The 14732-nt window shown below is 64.2% G+C and carries 13 protein-coding genes; 7 read left to right on the top strand and 6 right to left on the bottom strand.

From position 1 onward, the window contains the following. Window positions 1-48: 48 nt before the first annotated feature. The 3 genes from NRS07_RS17320 to NRS07_RS17330 all read right to left on the bottom strand — a co-directional run bounded on the left by NRS07_RS17320 (window position 49) and on the right by NRS07_RS17330 (window position 2377). Window positions 49-1569, bottom strand: a complete 1521-nt coding sequence (locus NRS07_RS17320) for a SulP family inorganic anion transporter (RefSeq protein ID WP_259209182.1) — start codon at window positions 1567-1569, stop codon at window positions 49-51. A gap of 110 nt (window positions 1570-1679) precedes the next feature. Then, window positions 1680-2030, bottom strand: a complete 351-nt coding sequence (locus NRS07_RS17325) for a cytochrome c (protein ID WP_259209183.1) — start codon at window positions 2028-2030, stop codon at window positions 1680-1682. An 8-nt stretch (window positions 2031-2038) separates the two neighbouring features. Next, the gene (locus NRS07_RS17330; RefSeq protein ID WP_259209185.1) at window positions 2039-2377 is read right to left on the bottom strand and encodes a cytochrome c; all 339 of its coding nucleotides are present in this window, start codon (window positions 2375-2377) and stop codon (window positions 2039-2041) included. Window positions 2378-2565: 188 nt separating this feature from the next. On the opposite strand from NRS07_RS17330, the gene NRS07_RS17335 reads away from it, so the two are divergent. The 5 genes from NRS07_RS17335 (at window position 2566) to NRS07_RS17355 (ending at window position 7653) form a co-directional block, all read left to right on the top strand. Next, window positions 2566-3420, top strand: a complete 855-nt coding sequence (locus NRS07_RS17335; protein WP_259209186.1) for a MoxR family ATPase — start codon at window positions 2566-2568, stop codon at window positions 3418-3420. Beyond that, window positions 3417-4043, top strand: a complete 627-nt coding sequence (locus NRS07_RS17340) for a GNAT family N-acetyltransferase (RefSeq protein ID WP_259209187.1) — start codon at window positions 3417-3419, stop codon at window positions 4041-4043. Before NRS07_RS17335 ends, NRS07_RS17340 begins: the two co-directional genes overlap by 4 nt. Continuing rightward, window positions 4037-5206 (top strand): VWA domain-containing protein, encoded by a 1170-nt coding sequence (locus NRS07_RS17345; RefSeq protein ID WP_259209189.1) that lies wholly within the window; start codon window positions 4037-4039, stop codon window positions 5204-5206. Before NRS07_RS17340 ends, NRS07_RS17345 begins: the two co-directional genes overlap by 7 nt. 115 nt (window positions 5207-5321) lie before the next feature. Further along, window positions 5322-6521, top strand: a complete 1200-nt coding sequence (locus NRS07_RS17350) for a cation:proton antiporter (RefSeq protein ID WP_259209191.1) — start codon at window positions 5322-5324, stop codon at window positions 6519-6521. Continuing rightward, window positions 6511-7653, top strand: a complete 1143-nt coding sequence (locus NRS07_RS17355) for a YbdK family carboxylate-amine ligase (RefSeq protein ID WP_259209194.1) — start codon at window positions 6511-6513, stop codon at window positions 7651-7653. The genes NRS07_RS17350 and NRS07_RS17355 overlap by 11 nt, the downstream gene beginning before the upstream one ends. A gap of 57 nt (window positions 7654-7710) precedes the next feature. Here NRS07_RS17355 and NRS07_RS17360 read toward each other — a convergent pair whose 3' ends face one another. The 3 genes from NRS07_RS17360 to NRS07_RS17370 all read right to left on the bottom strand — a co-directional run bounded on the left by NRS07_RS17360 (window position 7711) and on the right by NRS07_RS17370 (window position 10146). Then, window positions 7711-8043, bottom strand: coding sequence for a hypothetical protein (locus tag NRS07_RS17360; protein WP_259209197.1), 333 nt, complete (start codon window positions 8041-8043; stop codon window positions 7711-7713). A gap of 101 nt (window positions 8044-8144) precedes the next feature. After that, complete coding sequence (locus NRS07_RS17365) at window positions 8145-9146, bottom strand: gamma-glutamyl-gamma-aminobutyrate hydrolase family protein (RefSeq protein WP_259209199.1); 1002 nt, start codon at window positions 9144-9146, stop codon at window positions 8145-8147. Window positions 9147-9321: 175 nt separating this feature from the next. Next, the gene (locus NRS07_RS17370; protein ID WP_259209202.1) at window positions 9322-10146 is read right to left on the bottom strand and encodes a two-component system response regulator; all 825 of its coding nucleotides are present in this window, start codon (window positions 10144-10146) and stop codon (window positions 9322-9324) included. Between the two features lie 152 nt (window positions 10147-10298). Here NRS07_RS17370 and NRS07_RS17375 point away from each other — a divergent pair, with 152 nt between their 5' ends. Next, window positions 10299-12296, top strand: coding sequence for a DNA topoisomerase IV subunit B (locus NRS07_RS17375; protein ID WP_259209203.1), 1998 nt, complete (start codon window positions 10299-10301; stop codon window positions 12294-12296). Between the two features lie 48 nt (window positions 12297-12344). Then, window positions 12345-14690 (top strand): DNA topoisomerase IV subunit A, encoded by a 2346-nt coding sequence (gene parC / locus NRS07_RS17380; protein WP_259209205.1) that lies wholly within the window; start codon window positions 12345-12347, stop codon window positions 14688-14690. The last annotated feature ends 42 nt before the right edge of the window (window positions 14691-14732 follow it).

The following is a 14732-nucleotide window of genomic DNA, read 5'->3' on the forward strand; positions in this document are numbered from 1 at the left end:
TCCCTCGCCTGAGCTCCCTCGCCTGCTCCCTCGCCTGATCGTGCTCGCCTACGCCAGCTTGTCGTCCGCCACCCGGTAGCGCGGATCTTCCAGCAGGTTCACCTCGATCATCTCCCTGGCCTTGTCGAGCACCTCGCGGCAGTCCGGGCTGAGGTGACGCAGGTGCAGGCGCTTGCCCTGCGCCCGGTAGCGCTCGGCCAGCGCGTCGATCGCCTGGATCGCCGAATGGTCGGCCACCCGCGCCCGACGAAATTCGATGACCACGTCCTGCGGATCGTCTTTTGGGGTAAACAAGCCCTGGAAGCCGGCCACCGAAGCGAAGAACAGCGTGCCTTCCAGGTCGTAGACTTTCCATCCCTGCTGGTCCACGCTGGTCGCCACGCGCACCTGCTTGGCATGCTGCCAGGCAAATACCAGCGCCGACACCACGACCCCGGCCAGCACCGCCACCGCCAGATCGACGGCCAGCGTGATGCCGGCCACCAGCACGATCACCATGGCATCGGCGCGCGGCACCTTGCCGAACAGGCGGAAGGTGCCCCATTCGAAGGTCTTTTCGCAGACCACGAACATCACTCCGATCAGCGCGGCCAGCGGAATCTGCTCGATCCAGTGCGAACCGACCAGGATGAACGACAGCAAAAACAGGGAGGCGACGATGCCGGACAGGCGTCCGGTGCCGCCGCTGTTCACGTTGATCATGCTCTGCCCGATCAGCGCGCAACCACCCATGCCGCCGAAAAACCCGGTGATGACGTTCGAGGCGCCCAGCGCCAGGCTTTCACGGTTGGGCTGGCCGCGCGTGTCGGTGAGCTCGTCGACCAGGGTCAGCGTCAGCAGCGACTCGATCAGGCCGACGCCGGCCAGCACCAGCGCGTACGGAAAGACGATACGCAGGGTCTCGAGGTCGAAGGGAACGTCCGGCACGGCAAATGCAGGCAGGCCGCCGGCGATCGAACCGAGGTCGCCAACCGTCCTGGTATCGATGCCCAGGAGCGCGCAGCCGGCGGTGGCCAGCAGGATGCCGATCAGGGTCGAGGGCACTGCCCTGGTAAAACGCGGCGCGATGTAGATCACGGCCATGGTCACGGCGACGATCGCCAGCATGGTGGCCAGCTCGGCCCCATCCATCCATTGCGGCGCGCCGCCGGGGCCGGTGGTCTTGAAGTGCCCGAACTGGGCCACGAAGATCACCAGCGCCAATCCGTTGACGAAGCCCAGCATGACCGGATGCGGCACCATGCGAATGAATTTGCCCAGCCGCGCCGCGGCAAACAGCAGCTGCAGCACGCCCATCAGCACCACCGCGGCGAACAGGTATTGCGCGCCATGCTGGACTACCAGCGCCACCATCACCACCGCCAGCGAGCCGGCCGCCGCCGAAATCATGCCGGGACGTCCGCCAAAAGCCGAGGTAATGAAGCTGACCAGCACCGCGGCGTACAGGCCCGTGAGGGGCGAGACCTGGGCCACCAGGGCAAAGGCGATTGCCTCGGGAACCAGGGCCAGGGCGACCGTAAGACCGCTGAGCAGGTTGGTTTTGATGTGGGATGGGGAGATGAGTGGCACGGCAGGTTCCGATGAGATCACGAGATAAAAACAAAATCCCCCCGCCGGCTTGCCGGTCGGGGGGATCGCAGTTTACCAGCCGGTGGCGGGAAACGCTTACCTGTATATGGTTATTTGCTCACGACCAGGGTCGACGGCAGCTTCGACAGGTAGGCGCCGATATCGGCCATGTCCTGGTTCGACAGCGGCTTCGCCAGGGCCGACATGATCGGATTGTTACGACCGTTGGCGCCGGCGCCGCGCTTGTAGGCGTGCAGCGAGTGGGTCAGGTATTCGGCATGCTGGCCGGCCAGCTTCGGATAGCTCGGGTCGATCGGCTTGTTGAAGTCGGCGCCATGGCAAGACGCGCAGTTGTATTTCTTGACCAGCGCTTCGCCCTTGGCGACATCGGCGGCCGAAGCAAGGGTGGATGCACCGAGGCAGGTAGCGCCGAACACCAGCGCGGAAACGAGTTTCTTCATGGCGGTCCTTAGCGCTTGGCGTTGGCTGGTGTCTGCTGCGCATAGTACGCCGCCACGTCGGCGATGTCCTGGTCGCTCAGGCTGGCGGCGATGCCGCGCATCGACGGGTGCTTGCGGTCGCCCTTTTTATAGGCATGCAGCGCGGATTCGATGTATTTGGCCGACTGGCCGCCGATCATCGGGACCCGGTAGACCTCGGGGAAGGACGCCTTGTAGCCAGGGATGCCGTGGCAGCCAATGCACATTTCGACCTTGCTGGCCGCGGCCTTCGGGTTGCCGACGACGTCCGCGGCTGCGGCGGTACCGGCAAACGCCGCCAGTACCAGTAGTGCTAAAGATGTTTTCATGGGTGTGGCTCGTTAGTTGTAATTCGAATACCGCAAACGCACAAAAAGTTAGCAAATGATCCACCAACCTGTCGATTCTATCTGAAGAGTTGTCCACAGTCTACAAACGCACGTACCGCGGGGAGGTCTTCGGTGGCCGCCATTCTGGCATATACTCGGCCTCATTTCATACTAACTTCCAATTGCACATGCACGCTTCCCAACGCTTTGAAGGCAGCGACAACTATGTCGCCACCGATGACCTGAAACTGGCGGTCAACGCCGCGCTGACGCTCGGGCGTCCGCTGCTGATCAAGGGCGAGCCGGGTACCGGCAAGACCATGCTGGCCGAAGAGGTGGCGGCGGCACTCGACATGCCGCTCATGCAGTGGCACGTGAAATCGACCACCAAGGCGCAGCAGGGCCTGTACGAATACGACGCCGTCTCGCGGCTGCGCGATTCGCAGCTGGGCGACGAACGCGTGCGCGACATCCACAACTACATCGTCAAGGGCGTGCTGTGGCAGGCCTTTACCGCGCCCGAGCCGGTGGTGCTCTTGATCGACGAAATCGACAAGGCCGACATCGAGTTTCCGAACGACCTGCTGCGCGAACTCGACCGCATGGAATTCTACGTCTACGAGACGCGCGAGATGGTGGTGGCCACGCACCGCCCGCTGGTGATCATCACTTCCAATAACGAGAAAGAACTGCCGGACGCCTTCCTGCGCCGCTGCTTCTTCCACTATATTAAATTCCCGGACCGCGACACGATGACCGACATCGTCAAGGTTCACTTCCCTACCCTCAAGCACGACTTGCTGGCGGCCGCGCTACACAGCTTCTACGAGCTGCGCGACGTCGCCGGCATCAAGAAGAAGCCATCGACCTCGGAATTTCTCGACTGGCTCAAGCTGCTGCTGGCCGAAGACGTCTCGGTCGATACGCTGCGTGGCCCTGACGGGAAAGCGATCGTGCCGCCGCTGCACGGCGCGCTGCTCAAGAACGAGCAGGACGTACACCTGTTCGAGCGCCTGATCCAGATGGCGAGGAACAATCGATGATCGATGTGGTGCCCGTGACGCTCGAGTTTAACGGCCTGCGCCTGGAGCCGCTGGCGCCGCACCACGAAGAGGGTTTGCGCGCGGCCGCCGCCGACGGCGAGTTATGGAATTTGCGCGTGACCAGCGTGCCACAGCCGCATGAAGCGGGGCGCTACATCGACACTGCGCTTGGGATGCCTGATCGCGTCGCCTACGCCGTGATCGACGCCAGCGGCGGCAAGAACGACGGCTCACTGCTCGGCAGCACCAGCTACCACGACATCGTTGCCGGCGCAGACCGCGTGGAGATTGGCTACACCTGGTATGCGAAACGCGTCCAGCGCACTCATGTGAACACCAGCTGCAAGCTGCTCCTGCTGTCGCATGCCTTTGATACCCTTGGCTGCGCGGTGGTAGGCCTGCGCACCGACGGCGAGAACCATGCCTCGCAGGCAGCCATCGAGCGGCTCGGAGCGAACAAGGATGGCACCATTCGCCACCATGCCCTGCGGCGTGACGGCACGCCACGCGACACGGTCATGTACAGCATCCTGCGCAGCGAATGGCCGGCGATCAAGAGCGCCCTGTACGCGCGCCTGGAGCGCCACCCGCGGGGCCGCACTGAAGGCCAAGCCCGATGCTGATCGATTTCTTCTACACACTGCGCAGCGCCAGGGTCCCGGTCACGATCAATGAATTCCTGACCCTGCTCGAAGCGCTCAAGCGCGGGGTCATCACGCCCTCGCTCGACGAGTTCTATTACCTGGCGCGCCTGACGCTGGTAAAGGACGAAGCCCACTTCGACAAGTTCGACCGCGCCTTCGGCGCCTACTTCAAGGGCATCGACGCGGTATTCGACACCAAGGCCGACATTCCACTGGACTGGCTGCTCAAGCGTTTCGAGCGCGAGCTCACGCCCGAGCAGAAAGCGGCGCTCGAGAAGCTCGGCTACGACAAGCTGCAGCAGCGCCTGGAAGAGTTGCTCAAGGAGCAGCATGGCCGCCATGAGGGCGGCAGCAAGTGGATTGGCACCGGCGGCACCTCGCCGTTCGGCAACGGCGGCACCAACCCGGAAGGCATACGCATTGGCGGCCAAAGCCGCAACCGCACGGCCGTGAAAGTATGGGAGCAGCGCAGCTACCGCGACTACGACGACGAACGCGAGCTTGGCACGCGCAACATCAAGGTGGCGCTGCGTCGCCTGCGCCGTTTCGCGCGCACTGGGGCCGCCGACGAACTGGCGCTGGACGACACCATCCGCGCCACCGCCAGCAACGCCGGCTACCTCGACATCCGCATGCAGCCCGAGCGCAAGAACCGCATCAAGGTGCTGATGCTGCTCGATGTCGGCGGCTCGATGGACGACCATATCGAACGCGCAGAAGAGCTGTTCTCGGCCGCCAAAAGCGAATTCAAGAACATGGAGTTCTATTACTTCCATAACTGCGTCTATGACTACCTATGGAAGAACAACCACCGCCGCCACAGCGAGCGCTTCCCGACCTGGGAGGTGCTGCGCAAGTACCCCAACGATACCCGCGTGATTTTCGTCGGCGACGCCACCATGAGTCCCTACGAAGTGCTGGCGCCGGGCGGCTCGGTGGAATACAACAACGAGGAAGCCGGCGCCGCCTGGCTGGCGCGCTTTACCAGCGCCTTTCCCAAGTTCGCGTGGCTCAACCCCGAGCCGGAAAACCTGTGGCAGTACCGCCAGTCGATTTCAGTCATCCGGCAAATCATGAACAATCGGATGTTCCCGATCACGCTCGAAGGGCTGGAACGGGCAATGCGGTTGTTGAGTAAATAGGCGGCGGCCTGCGGCACGCGCGCCTCAATCGTGCGCGCGCTCGTCTCTTGTAGAATTGGCAACAACCTGTGGGAGGCGGCTTCGGCGCCCGGCCCACGCCTTTCCGAGAGAACCCATGCCCGACTTGCCGCCCATCCTGACCAGCCTCGCGTGGCCCATCGCGATCGCCATCGCCTGGCTGGCCGGCGAATTCGGCCAGCGCTGGACCGGCCTGCCGCGCATCAGCTTCTATGGCCTGGTCGGCTTCGTGCTGGCAGGCCCACAAGGCGCAGTGCTGCCGCTGCCCGACAGCGGCCCGGTCGCGCTGCTGGCCGACATCGGCTTTGGCCTGATCCTGTTCGAACTGGGCTACCGCATCAACCTGCGCTGGCTGCGCACCAACCCGTGGCTGGGCGCCGCCGGCCTGACCGAGTCGCTGCTCACCTTCGGCGTGGTCTACCTGATCGCGATCGCTTTCGGCAGCTCGCAGCTGGTAGCGCTGATGATGGCGGCGCTGTCGATGGGGAGCTCGCCGGCCACGGTAGTGCGGGTGATCAACGAGCAGCGCAGCTCGGGCCAGGTAACCGAGCGCGTGCTGCACCTGACGGCGCTGAACTGCGTGCTGGCGGTATTTGCTTTCAACGTGATCATCGGCTTCTGGATTTTCCGCACCTTCGACGCCGTGGGCGAAGCGCTCTGGCAGAGCCTTGTCATGCTGGCCGGATCGGCGCTGCTCGGCGCGCTGTTCGGCGTGCTGGTGCCGGCCCTGCTGCGCGCCATTCGCAACCCGCGCCAGGATGCCACCTTGGCCTACGCGATCGCCATCTTGCTGCTGGTGGCGATCTGCGACGCCGGCACGCTCTCGCCCTATATCGCGGCACTGGCTTTCGGCCTGAGCGCGCGGCACCGGCGCGTCGCCTTTAGCGCGGCCCAGCGTAATTTCGGCGCGCTGGGCGGCTTGCTCACGGTGCTGCTGTTCGTGTTCGCCGCCTCGACGCTCGACTGGCGCCAGATCGCTGCAGGCAGCGCGCTGGCGGTGGCGGTGGTGCTGGCGCGCCTGGCGACCAAGACCCTCGCGGTGACCGCGTTTGCCCACCTGTCCGGCGTGTCGTGGCGCAAGGGCGCGCTGACCGGCCTCGGGCTGGCGCCGCTGTCGGTGTTCGTGATCCTGCTGATCGAGCATGCGCGCCATGCGGGCGTGCACGTGGTCGACGAGCTGCGCGCGATGGCGGCCGTGACCATGCTGCTCGAAGTGTTCGGCCCGGTCATCATCCAGCGCGCGCTGATATGGGCGCACGAATCGACCACCGACCCGGAGCCGCCCCATGCCGCTTGAAGCGTTTACCCCGTCCCAGCCGCTCACTTTCGGCGTCGAGCTGGAACTGCAGCTGGTCAGCCTGTCGGACTTCGACCTGACCGCGGCCAGTCCGGACCTGCTGCACCTGCTCCAGCGCCACCCCTTCCCCGGCAACGTCACGCCCGAAATCACCGAAAGCATGATCGAGATTAACTCGAGCGTGCACACCGCCTACGGGCCGCTGCTGGCCCAATTGCGCGAGATCCGCGACACCCTGGTGGCGGCCAGCGACGTGCTCAACATCGGCATCGCCGGCGGCGGCACCCACCCTTTCCAGCACTGGTCGCAGCAGAAGATTTCGAGCAAGCCGCGCTACGAATACCTGTCGCAGCTCTATGGCTACCTGGCCAAGCAGTTCACGGTGTTCGGCCAGCACGTGCACATCGGCTGCGCCAACGGCGACGATGCGCTCTACCTGCTGCATGCGCTGAACCGCTACCTGCCGCACTTCATCGCGTTATCGAGCTCCTCGCCCTTCGTGCAGGGGCATGACAGCGGTTTCGACTCGGCGCGCCTGAATTCGGTCTTTGCCTTCCCCATGAGCGGGCGCGCGCCTTTCATCCTGAGCTGGCAAGAGTTCACCGATGTCTATTTCGCCAAGATGGAGCGCACCAACATCATCAAGAGCATGAAAGACTTTTACTGGGACCTGCGGCCCAAGCCAGAATTCGGCACCATCGAGCTGCGCGTGTGCGACACGCCGCTGACGGTGGAGCGGGCAGCGGCGATCGCGGCTTACCTGCAGGCGCTGTGCCACTACCTGCTCGCGCGTCCGGAAGCGCCCCCACTGGAAGACGACTACCTGGTCTATCACTACAACCGCTTCCAGGCCTGCCGCTTCGGCATGGAAGGCTCGCTCACCCATCCCAAGACCTACGACACGGTGCCACTGCGCGACGACATCCTGGCGACGCTGGAAAAAATGATGCCGCATGCCGAGGCACTGGGCAGCGTCGAGGCGCTGCAGCACCTGGCTGCGACCGCGCGCGGCGGCAGCGATGCGGCGCAACTGCGGCAGGTATTCGAACGCGAAGGCAGCGTCGAGAGCATGGTGCATGCGGCGATCCAGCGCTTCAGGGGCGATCGCCGCATGCGCTGGCAGCGGGGGTAAAGGTTTGGCGCCGAACGATCGAAGCGGCGCTACCGGCGGCAGGTAGCACGCAACGTGCTACGCCGCCCGCGCGCTCCGCGTCCCATTCATGAACCTTGCCAGCAGCGGCTGCCTCGCTGGCTGCGGCCGTGGCAAGCGCTCGTCCACCAGGCCGGCCCACCGGTCGGCCAACTGTTCGCAGGTCGCGCGTAGCACCGGGTCGGCGTCCGGCAGGCGCGACAGCGCGCACAGATGGCGCTCGATGACCGAGGCCAGCTTTACACAGGGTTGTTCGCCGCCAGCGCGCGTGGTGTAGTGCGACATCAGGTGCAGCAGGGATGCCACCAGCAGCACGTCCTGGCCGCGCGGTTCCTGCGGCGCTGGCGCCGGCTTACCAAAAAAACTGTTCATGCACACCCCTCCTACGTTAGTTCAACCAATAATGAATGAGAATGATTCTCATTCATTATTGATCGCGCAAGCGGTGAATGCAAGGCTTTTCGACAGGCGTTTTACAGGCGGGTGTCGCGCGCAGCGCGCAGGAATTCGTCGAGCACCGGCGTGCAATCGAGCAGCTCGACGCCGCCGGCGCGGTGGAACTCCGGGTGCCACTGCAATCCCATGACGAACTCGGCACGGTCGTAGCGGATCGCCTCGACGATGCCATCGGGGTCAGAATAGGCCTCGACCCGGATGTCGCGTCCCAGGTCCTTGACGGCCTGGTGATGAATGGAATTGACAACCGGCCGGTGCATGCCGCGGAACATGCGGCCCAGCGACGAGCCGGGCGGGAAGCGTATGGCATGGCGGTGGGCATCGTACAAATCGTGCACGTGAGCCAGCGCCTCGGGCACATTGGTGGCGACATCCTGGTGCAGGGTGCCACCGAAGGCGACATTGATCAGCTGGCAGCCACGGCACACGCCCAGCACCGGCTTGCCGGCATTGACGAATTCGTGCAGCAGTTCGAGTTCGTACAAGTCGCGCGCCCGGTCGCCGCTCCATTCGGGCCGGGTCGGCGATTCGCAATAGGTCTGCGGCGCCACGTCCGCCCCGCCCTGCAACACCAGTCCATCGAGGTGGCGCGCGTAGTGGCGCAGCGTGATATTGCTGGGATGGAGCAGGCCGTTGGTGTTTACTGTCGGAATCATGACGACCAGGACGTCGCGCGACATCACCCACTGCGCGATCGACTCTTCGAGGTATTGGAGATTCTTGCTCAGTAATCCCTTGGCGCCGGCTTCGGGGTGAAAGATGCGTGCCGATACCCCGATCAGGAGCGTCCGGCGCATGAAGTCGCGGCTGAAACGTTCGCGCAGGGCGCGCCAGCGCGAGCTCAGTACCCGTCCGGCCAATGCAAACGGTGTATCGCCATCGCGCTGGTAGCGCGCCGTGCCGCGTGCGGGCGCGCCCTGCGGTGCGCGCTGCTCCGGCATCCGGATCGGACTTTCCGGACTCTGGTCGATCGGGGAATCGGGAAGGTGTTCGGGGGGTTTCTGTTCGTCTTGCGCCATGTTTAACAATATATCCTTGCTACGCACCGCGCACGATTTGAAATTGTGACAAAAACCGCATTGCCGATACGGCGCGCCGGAGCAGGCAGCGCGTGTGGCAGTAACGCTGCCGCCGCCATCGCCAGCTTGCAGGATTGGCGATTTCAGTGAATACTGTATGCAATTACAGTATTAGTCATGGGGGCAGTGCCAGCAGTTTCTGAAAGGTCGCCACAATGTGACGGTCGGCCACCGGTTTGTCCAGCAGCCCACGCACGCCGGCATCGCGCGCGCGCAGGCTGTCGTACTTGAACGATTGGCCTACCAGGAAAAGTACCGCGGTGCGTCCGGCACCGTCCTGCGACTTGATTCTGCGGCACAAGTCGTAGGGTTCGATGCCGGGGGCCGCAGTATTGATCATCACCAGCGACACTGCCGTCTCGTCGCACAGGCACAGCGCGGCGCGGCCGCTGTCGGTCCATTCGACGGGGCGGGCCTTGATGCCGACGACCTGGGCGACGTGGTCGCGAAATGCCCCGCCTTTGTCGATGATTAAAACTGCGCCATCGTGCGGTCCCTGGCGCATCTGGGCGTAATCGGCCGGGGCTGCGGTATCTGGCCGCAGCCTCGGCCTTCGTCGCCGCTCGGGTAGGCTGCGTACGCCGCGCGCCCGGGAGACGGCCATTGTCTGCACGCGGGCATCGAGCAGGTCGGCCAGGGCATCGTATAGCTCGGCAGCATCGACCGGATGGGGCAGCGTGCGGTAGCAACTGGCACCCTGGCCGCCAATGACCAACGTCGGTTGCGAAGCGCCGGGCGGCAGGCAGCGCAGCCGGGCCAGTGCCGCGGGGCTGTCGCCGGCGGCAAGGTACAGGTCTGGCTCCTGCAAGCTGTCGTCGTGCAGGCAGAAGTAGGACGGCCCCGAGCGTGGAGCTTGCGCCAGCAGGTGCTCGAGCTGCGCGCATTCGGCTGGCGCGAACCCGACCAGGCGGACGGTGAACGGATATCTGGCTGCGTGCATGCGCTTTTCCAGCCTTTCCATAACAAATCCGGGTCAATCGTCTTAATCTAGCACAATGGTACGGACTAACAAGTCCCTTTGACGTGTTGAAAAGATAAAATTTTTCCGTCCGACAAGATAAAATGCGCGAGCATTAATTCAAGAAAACTAGCATGGCTTCCAAGAAACCCGCATCCGACTACAGTGAATCATCCATCCGCGTCCTGAAAGGACTCGAGCCCGTCAAGCAACGTCCGGGCATGTATACCCGGACTGAAAACCCGCTGCACATCATCCAGGAAGTGATCGACAACGCCTCGGACGAGGCCCTGGGCGGCCACTGCATGAATATTGCCGTGACGATGAATACCGACGGCTCGGTCACGGTCGAAGACGACGGCCGCGGCATTCCGGTTGGACTGCACCCCGAAGAAAACGTGCCGACCGTGGAAATCGTGTTCACGCGCCTGCATGCGGGCGGCAAGTTCGACAAGGGCTCGGGCGGCGCCTATGCGTTCTCGGGCGGCCTGCACGGGGTCGGCGTCTCCGTCACCAATGCGCTGTCGACGCGGCTGGAAATTACCGTCTGGCGCAAGGAAGACAACGGCAACGGCGTGCACGACCTGGTGTTTTCCGCGGGCGACGTGATCGCGCCGCTCACCTCGCGCCCGCTCGAGCGCGGCGGCAAGAAGAACGGCACCCGCGTTACCGCCTGGCCCGATCCAAAATACTTCGACTCCCCGAACATTCCGTTGGGCGACATGCAGCGCCTGCTGCGCTCCAAGGCGGTGCTGCTGCCGGGCGTGACCGTCACGCTCACCAACCAGAAAACCGGCGACGTCCAGACCTGGCGTTACGACGAAGGCCTGCGCGGCTACCTGACCGAGGCGCTGGCCCAGGCCTCGACCGGCCAGACCGTGATTCCGCTGTTCGAAGGTGCGCAATACGCGCCATCGAGCGATGACGGTTTCGCCGAAGGCGAAGGCGCGGCCTGGGTCGTGGCCTGGACCGAAGAAGGGTCGGTGGTGCGCGAATCCTATGTCAACCTGATTCCAACCGTCAGCGGCGGCACCCACGAGTCCGGCCTGCGCGAAGGCTTGTTCGGCGCCGTCAAGAGTTTCGTCGAGATGCACTCGCTGCTGCCCAAAGGCGTAAAGCTGCTTCCTGAAGACGTGTTCGCACGCGTGTCCTTTGTATTGTCGGCCAAGGTGCTGGACCCGCAGTTCCAGGGCCAGACCAAAGAACGCCTGAACTCGCGCGACGCGGTCAAGCTGGTCTCGTTCTTCACCCGTCCCCCCCTCGAATTGTGGCTGAACCAGCACGTCGAATACGGCAAGAAGCTGGCCGAACTGGTGATCAAGCAGGCGCAGTCGCGCCTGCGTTCGCTGCAAAAAGTCGAGAAAAAGAAGTCGTCCGGCGTGGCCGTGTTGCCGGGCAAGCTGACCGACTGCGAATCGACCGACCTGACGCGCAACGAACTGTTCCTGGTCGAGGGCGACTCCGCGGGCGGCTCGGCAAAAATGGGCCGCGACAAGGAATTCCAGGCCATTTTGCCCCTGCGCGGCAAGGTGCTCAATTCCTGGGAAACCGACCGCGACCGGCTGTTCGCCAATAACGAAATTCACGACATCGCCGTGGCGATCGGCGTCGACCCGCATGGCGCGCACGACAATCCCGACCTGAGCGGCCTGCGCTACGGGAAAATCTGCATCCTGTCCGATGCCGACGTGGACGGCTCGCACATCCAGGTGCTGCTGCTTACCCTGTTCTTCAAGCATTTCCCTGCCCTGTTCCGCAATGGCCACATTTGCGTCGCCCGCCCGCCCCTGTTCCGCGTCGACGTGCCGGCCCGGGGCAAGAAGCCGCTGCAGAAACTGTACGCGCTCGACGACGGCGAACTGCTGGCGATCGAGGACAAGCTGACCAAAGAAGGCATGAAAGAAGGCGCATGGAGCATTTCGCGCTTCAAGGGCCTGGGCGAGATGAACGCCGAACAGCTGTGGGAAACCACCATGAATCCCGACACCCGCCGCCTGCTGCCGGTCGCCTTTGGCCAGTACGACCTGGCCGAATCGGCATCGCGCTTCAATATGCTGATGGGCAAAGGCGAAGCCGCCGCGCGCCGGGCGTGGCTGGAAGAACACGGGAATGAAACCGAGGCGGATATCTAAAGACGCTGGCGCGGCGACTGTCTGCCGCCCAAACACCGAACCCCAATCATGACGACGCAAGCAAACCTTTTCGAACAACAATCCGGGCCGGCCGACGACGTCGAAACGCTCACCCTTTCCACCTTCGCCGAGCGCGCCTATCTCGACTACGCGGTCTCGGTGGTCAAGGGCCGCGCGCTGCCGGACGTCGCCGACGGCCAGAAACCGGTCCAGCGCCGCATCATGTATTCGATGCACGAACTGGGCCTGGGCCATACCGCCAAGCCGCGCAAGTCGGCCACCGTGGTCGGCGACGTGCTGGGCAAGCTCCACCCGCACGGCGACCAGTCGGTCTACGACGCGCTGGTGCGCATGGCGCAGGACTTCTCGCTGCGCTATCCACTGATCGACGGCCAGGGCAATTTCGGCTCGCGCGACGGTGACGGCGCCGCGGCGATGCGCTACACCGAGGCGCGCCTGACGCCGGTGTCGCGCCTGCTGCTCGATGAACTCGACATGGGCACGGTCGACTTCCAGCCCAATTACGACGGTTCCAGCAACGAGCCGCGCCAGCTGCCGGCGCGCTTGCCGATGGTGCTGCTCAATGGCGCCTCGGGCATCGCGGTCGGCATGGCCACCGAGATCCCGTCGCACAACCTGCGCGAAGTGGCGCAGGCGGCGGTGGCGCTAATCCGCAATCCCAAGATGTCACATGCCGAACTGATGACGCTGATCCCGGGCCCGGACTTCCCGGGCGGCGGCCAGATCATCACCCCGGCCTCGACCGTGGCCGACATGTACGCCAGCGGCCGCGGCTCCATGAAGGTGCGGGCGCGCTGGAAGATCGAAGAACTGGCGCGCGGCCAGTGGCAGGCCGTGGTCACCGAACTGCCGCCGGGCACCTCGAGCCAGCGCGTCCTTGAAGAAATCGAGGAACTGACCAATCCCAAGATCAAGATGGGCAAGAAGGCCCTGCTGCCGGAACAGCTGGCCCTGAAGCAGAACATCCTCGGCGCGCTCGATACCGTGCGCGACGAATCCGGCCGCGAGGCAGCGGTGCGCCTGGTGTTCGAGCCGAAGTCGAAGAACCAGGACCAGAATGAGTTCATGCTGATGCTGCTCGCGCATACCTCGCTGGAGAACTCGAGCCCGATGAACCTGGTGATGATCGGCGGCGATGGCCGCCCGCGCCAGAAAGGCCTGCTCGAGGTCCTGCAGGAATGGATCGACTTCCGCTTTGTCACGGTGCGGCGCCGGACCGAATTCAAGCTCGGCAAGGTCAACGACCGCATCCATATCCTGGAAGGCCGCGAGATCGTCCTGCTCAACATCGACAAGGTGATTGCCATCATCCGCAATTCGGATGAGCCCAAGGCCGCGCTGATGGAAGCATTCGCCCTGAGCGAGCGCCAGGCCGAGGACATCCTCGAGATTCGCCTGCGCCAGCTGGCGCGCCTGGAAGCGATCAAGATCCAGCAGGAGCTGGCCGAACTGCGCCTTGAGAAGGAAAAGCTGCAGGACATCCTCGAGAATCCGTCGACCATGAAGCGCCTGATCATCCGTGAGATCGAGGCCGATTCCAAGCAGTATGGCGACGAGCGCCGCACGGTGATCGAAGAAGCCGAACGTGCCGTGGCAGAGCAGAAGATCATCGACGAGCCGGTGACGGTCATCGTGTCGGAAAAAGGCTGGGTGCGCGCGCGCACCGGCATCGGCCACGATCCGGCGCAATTCACCTTCAAGACGGGCGACTCGCTGTACCAGGCCTTCGAGTGCCGCACGGTCGACGCCTTGATTGGCGTAGGCAGCAACGGCAAGGCCTATTCGGTGCCGGTGGCGGCGCTGCCGGGAGCGCGCGGCGACGGCGTGCCGATCACGACCCTGGTCGACCTGTCGGGCGGCGTACGCATCTTGCACTACTTTGCCGGCAACCCGGACACACGCCTGCTGCTGGCATCGTCGAACGGCTTCGGCTTCATTGCCAAGGCCGGTGACATGGTCAGCCGCCTGAAGGGCGGCAAGTCGTTCATTACGCTCGACGAAGGAGCGCTGCCGCTGCCGCCGCGCATCGTTCCGGATTCCACCGGCGCGATCGCCTGCCTGTCCGAAAAGGGCCGGGTGCTGGTGTTCGGCATCGACGAAATGAAAGTGCTGACCAACGGCGGGCGTGGCGTGATCCTGATGGAGCTCGAGCCCAGGGAAACCCTGCTGGCGGCGCAGCCGATCAACCAGAAAGGCGTGAACGTCATCGGCACCTGGGCCGGCTCGAAGCCGCGCACGGTGGAGCTGTTCGCGTCCGGCCTGGAGCCGCACTACGGCAAGCGCGCCCGCAAGGGCAAGCCGCTGTCGGCCAAGCTCAAGGCGCAGGATCTGGCGATGCGCATGACCGAAGGCGAAGCGGCGAAAGCCGGTTAACGCAAAAACGCCGGCTGCAAGCCGGCGTTCTCTTTTAAACCA

This window comes from Massilia sp. H6, assembly GCF_024802625.1.
Classification (GTDB): domain Bacteria; phylum Pseudomonadota; class Gammaproteobacteria; order Burkholderiales; family Burkholderiaceae_D; genus Telluria.

Bases quoted from the DNA above. Each gene is read 5' to 3' on its own strand.
- NRS07_RS17325 (WP_259209183.1), bottom strand. From the start codon at position 2,030: ATGAAGAAACTCGTTTCCGCGCTGGTGTTCGGCGCTACCTGCCTCGGT.
- NRS07_RS17330 (WP_259209185.1), bottom strand. From the start codon at position 2,377: ATGAAAACATCTTTAGCACTACTGGTACTGGCGGCGTTTGCCGGTACC.
- NRS07_RS17335 (WP_259209186.1), top strand. From the start codon at position 2,566: ATGCACGCTTCCCAACGCTTTGAAGGCAGCGACAACTATGTCGCCACC.
- NRS07_RS17340 (WP_259209187.1), top strand. From the start codon at position 3,417: ATGATCGATGTGGTGCCCGTGACGCTCGAGTTTAACGGCCTGCGCCTG.
- NRS07_RS17345 (WP_259209189.1), top strand. From the start codon at position 4,037: ATGCTGATCGATTTCTTCTACACACTGCGCAGCGCCAGGGTCCCGGTC.
- NRS07_RS17350 (WP_259209191.1), top strand. From the start codon at position 5,322: ATGCCCGACTTGCCGCCCATCCTGACCAGCCTCGCGTGGCCCATCGCG.
- NRS07_RS17355 (WP_259209194.1), top strand. From the start codon at position 6,511: ATGCCGCTTGAAGCGTTTACCCCGTCCCAGCCGCTCACTTTCGGCGTC.
- NRS07_RS17360 (WP_259209197.1), bottom strand. From the start codon at position 8,043: ATGAACAGTTTTTTTGGTAAGCCGGCGCCAGCGCCGCAGGAACCGCGC.
- NRS07_RS17365 (WP_259209199.1), bottom strand. From the start codon at position 9,146: ATGGCGCAAGACGAACAGAAACCCCCCGAACACCTTCCCGATTCCCCG.
- NRS07_RS17370 (WP_259209202.1), bottom strand. From the start codon at position 10,146: ATGCACGCAGCCAGATATCCGTTCACCGTCCGCCTGGTCGGGTTCGCG.
- NRS07_RS17375 (WP_259209203.1), top strand. From the start codon at position 10,299: ATGGCTTCCAAGAAACCCGCATCCGACTACAGTGAATCATCCATCCGC.
- parC (WP_259209205.1), top strand. From the start codon at position 12,345: ATGACGACGCAAGCAAACCTTTTCGAACAACAATCCGGGCCGGCCGAC.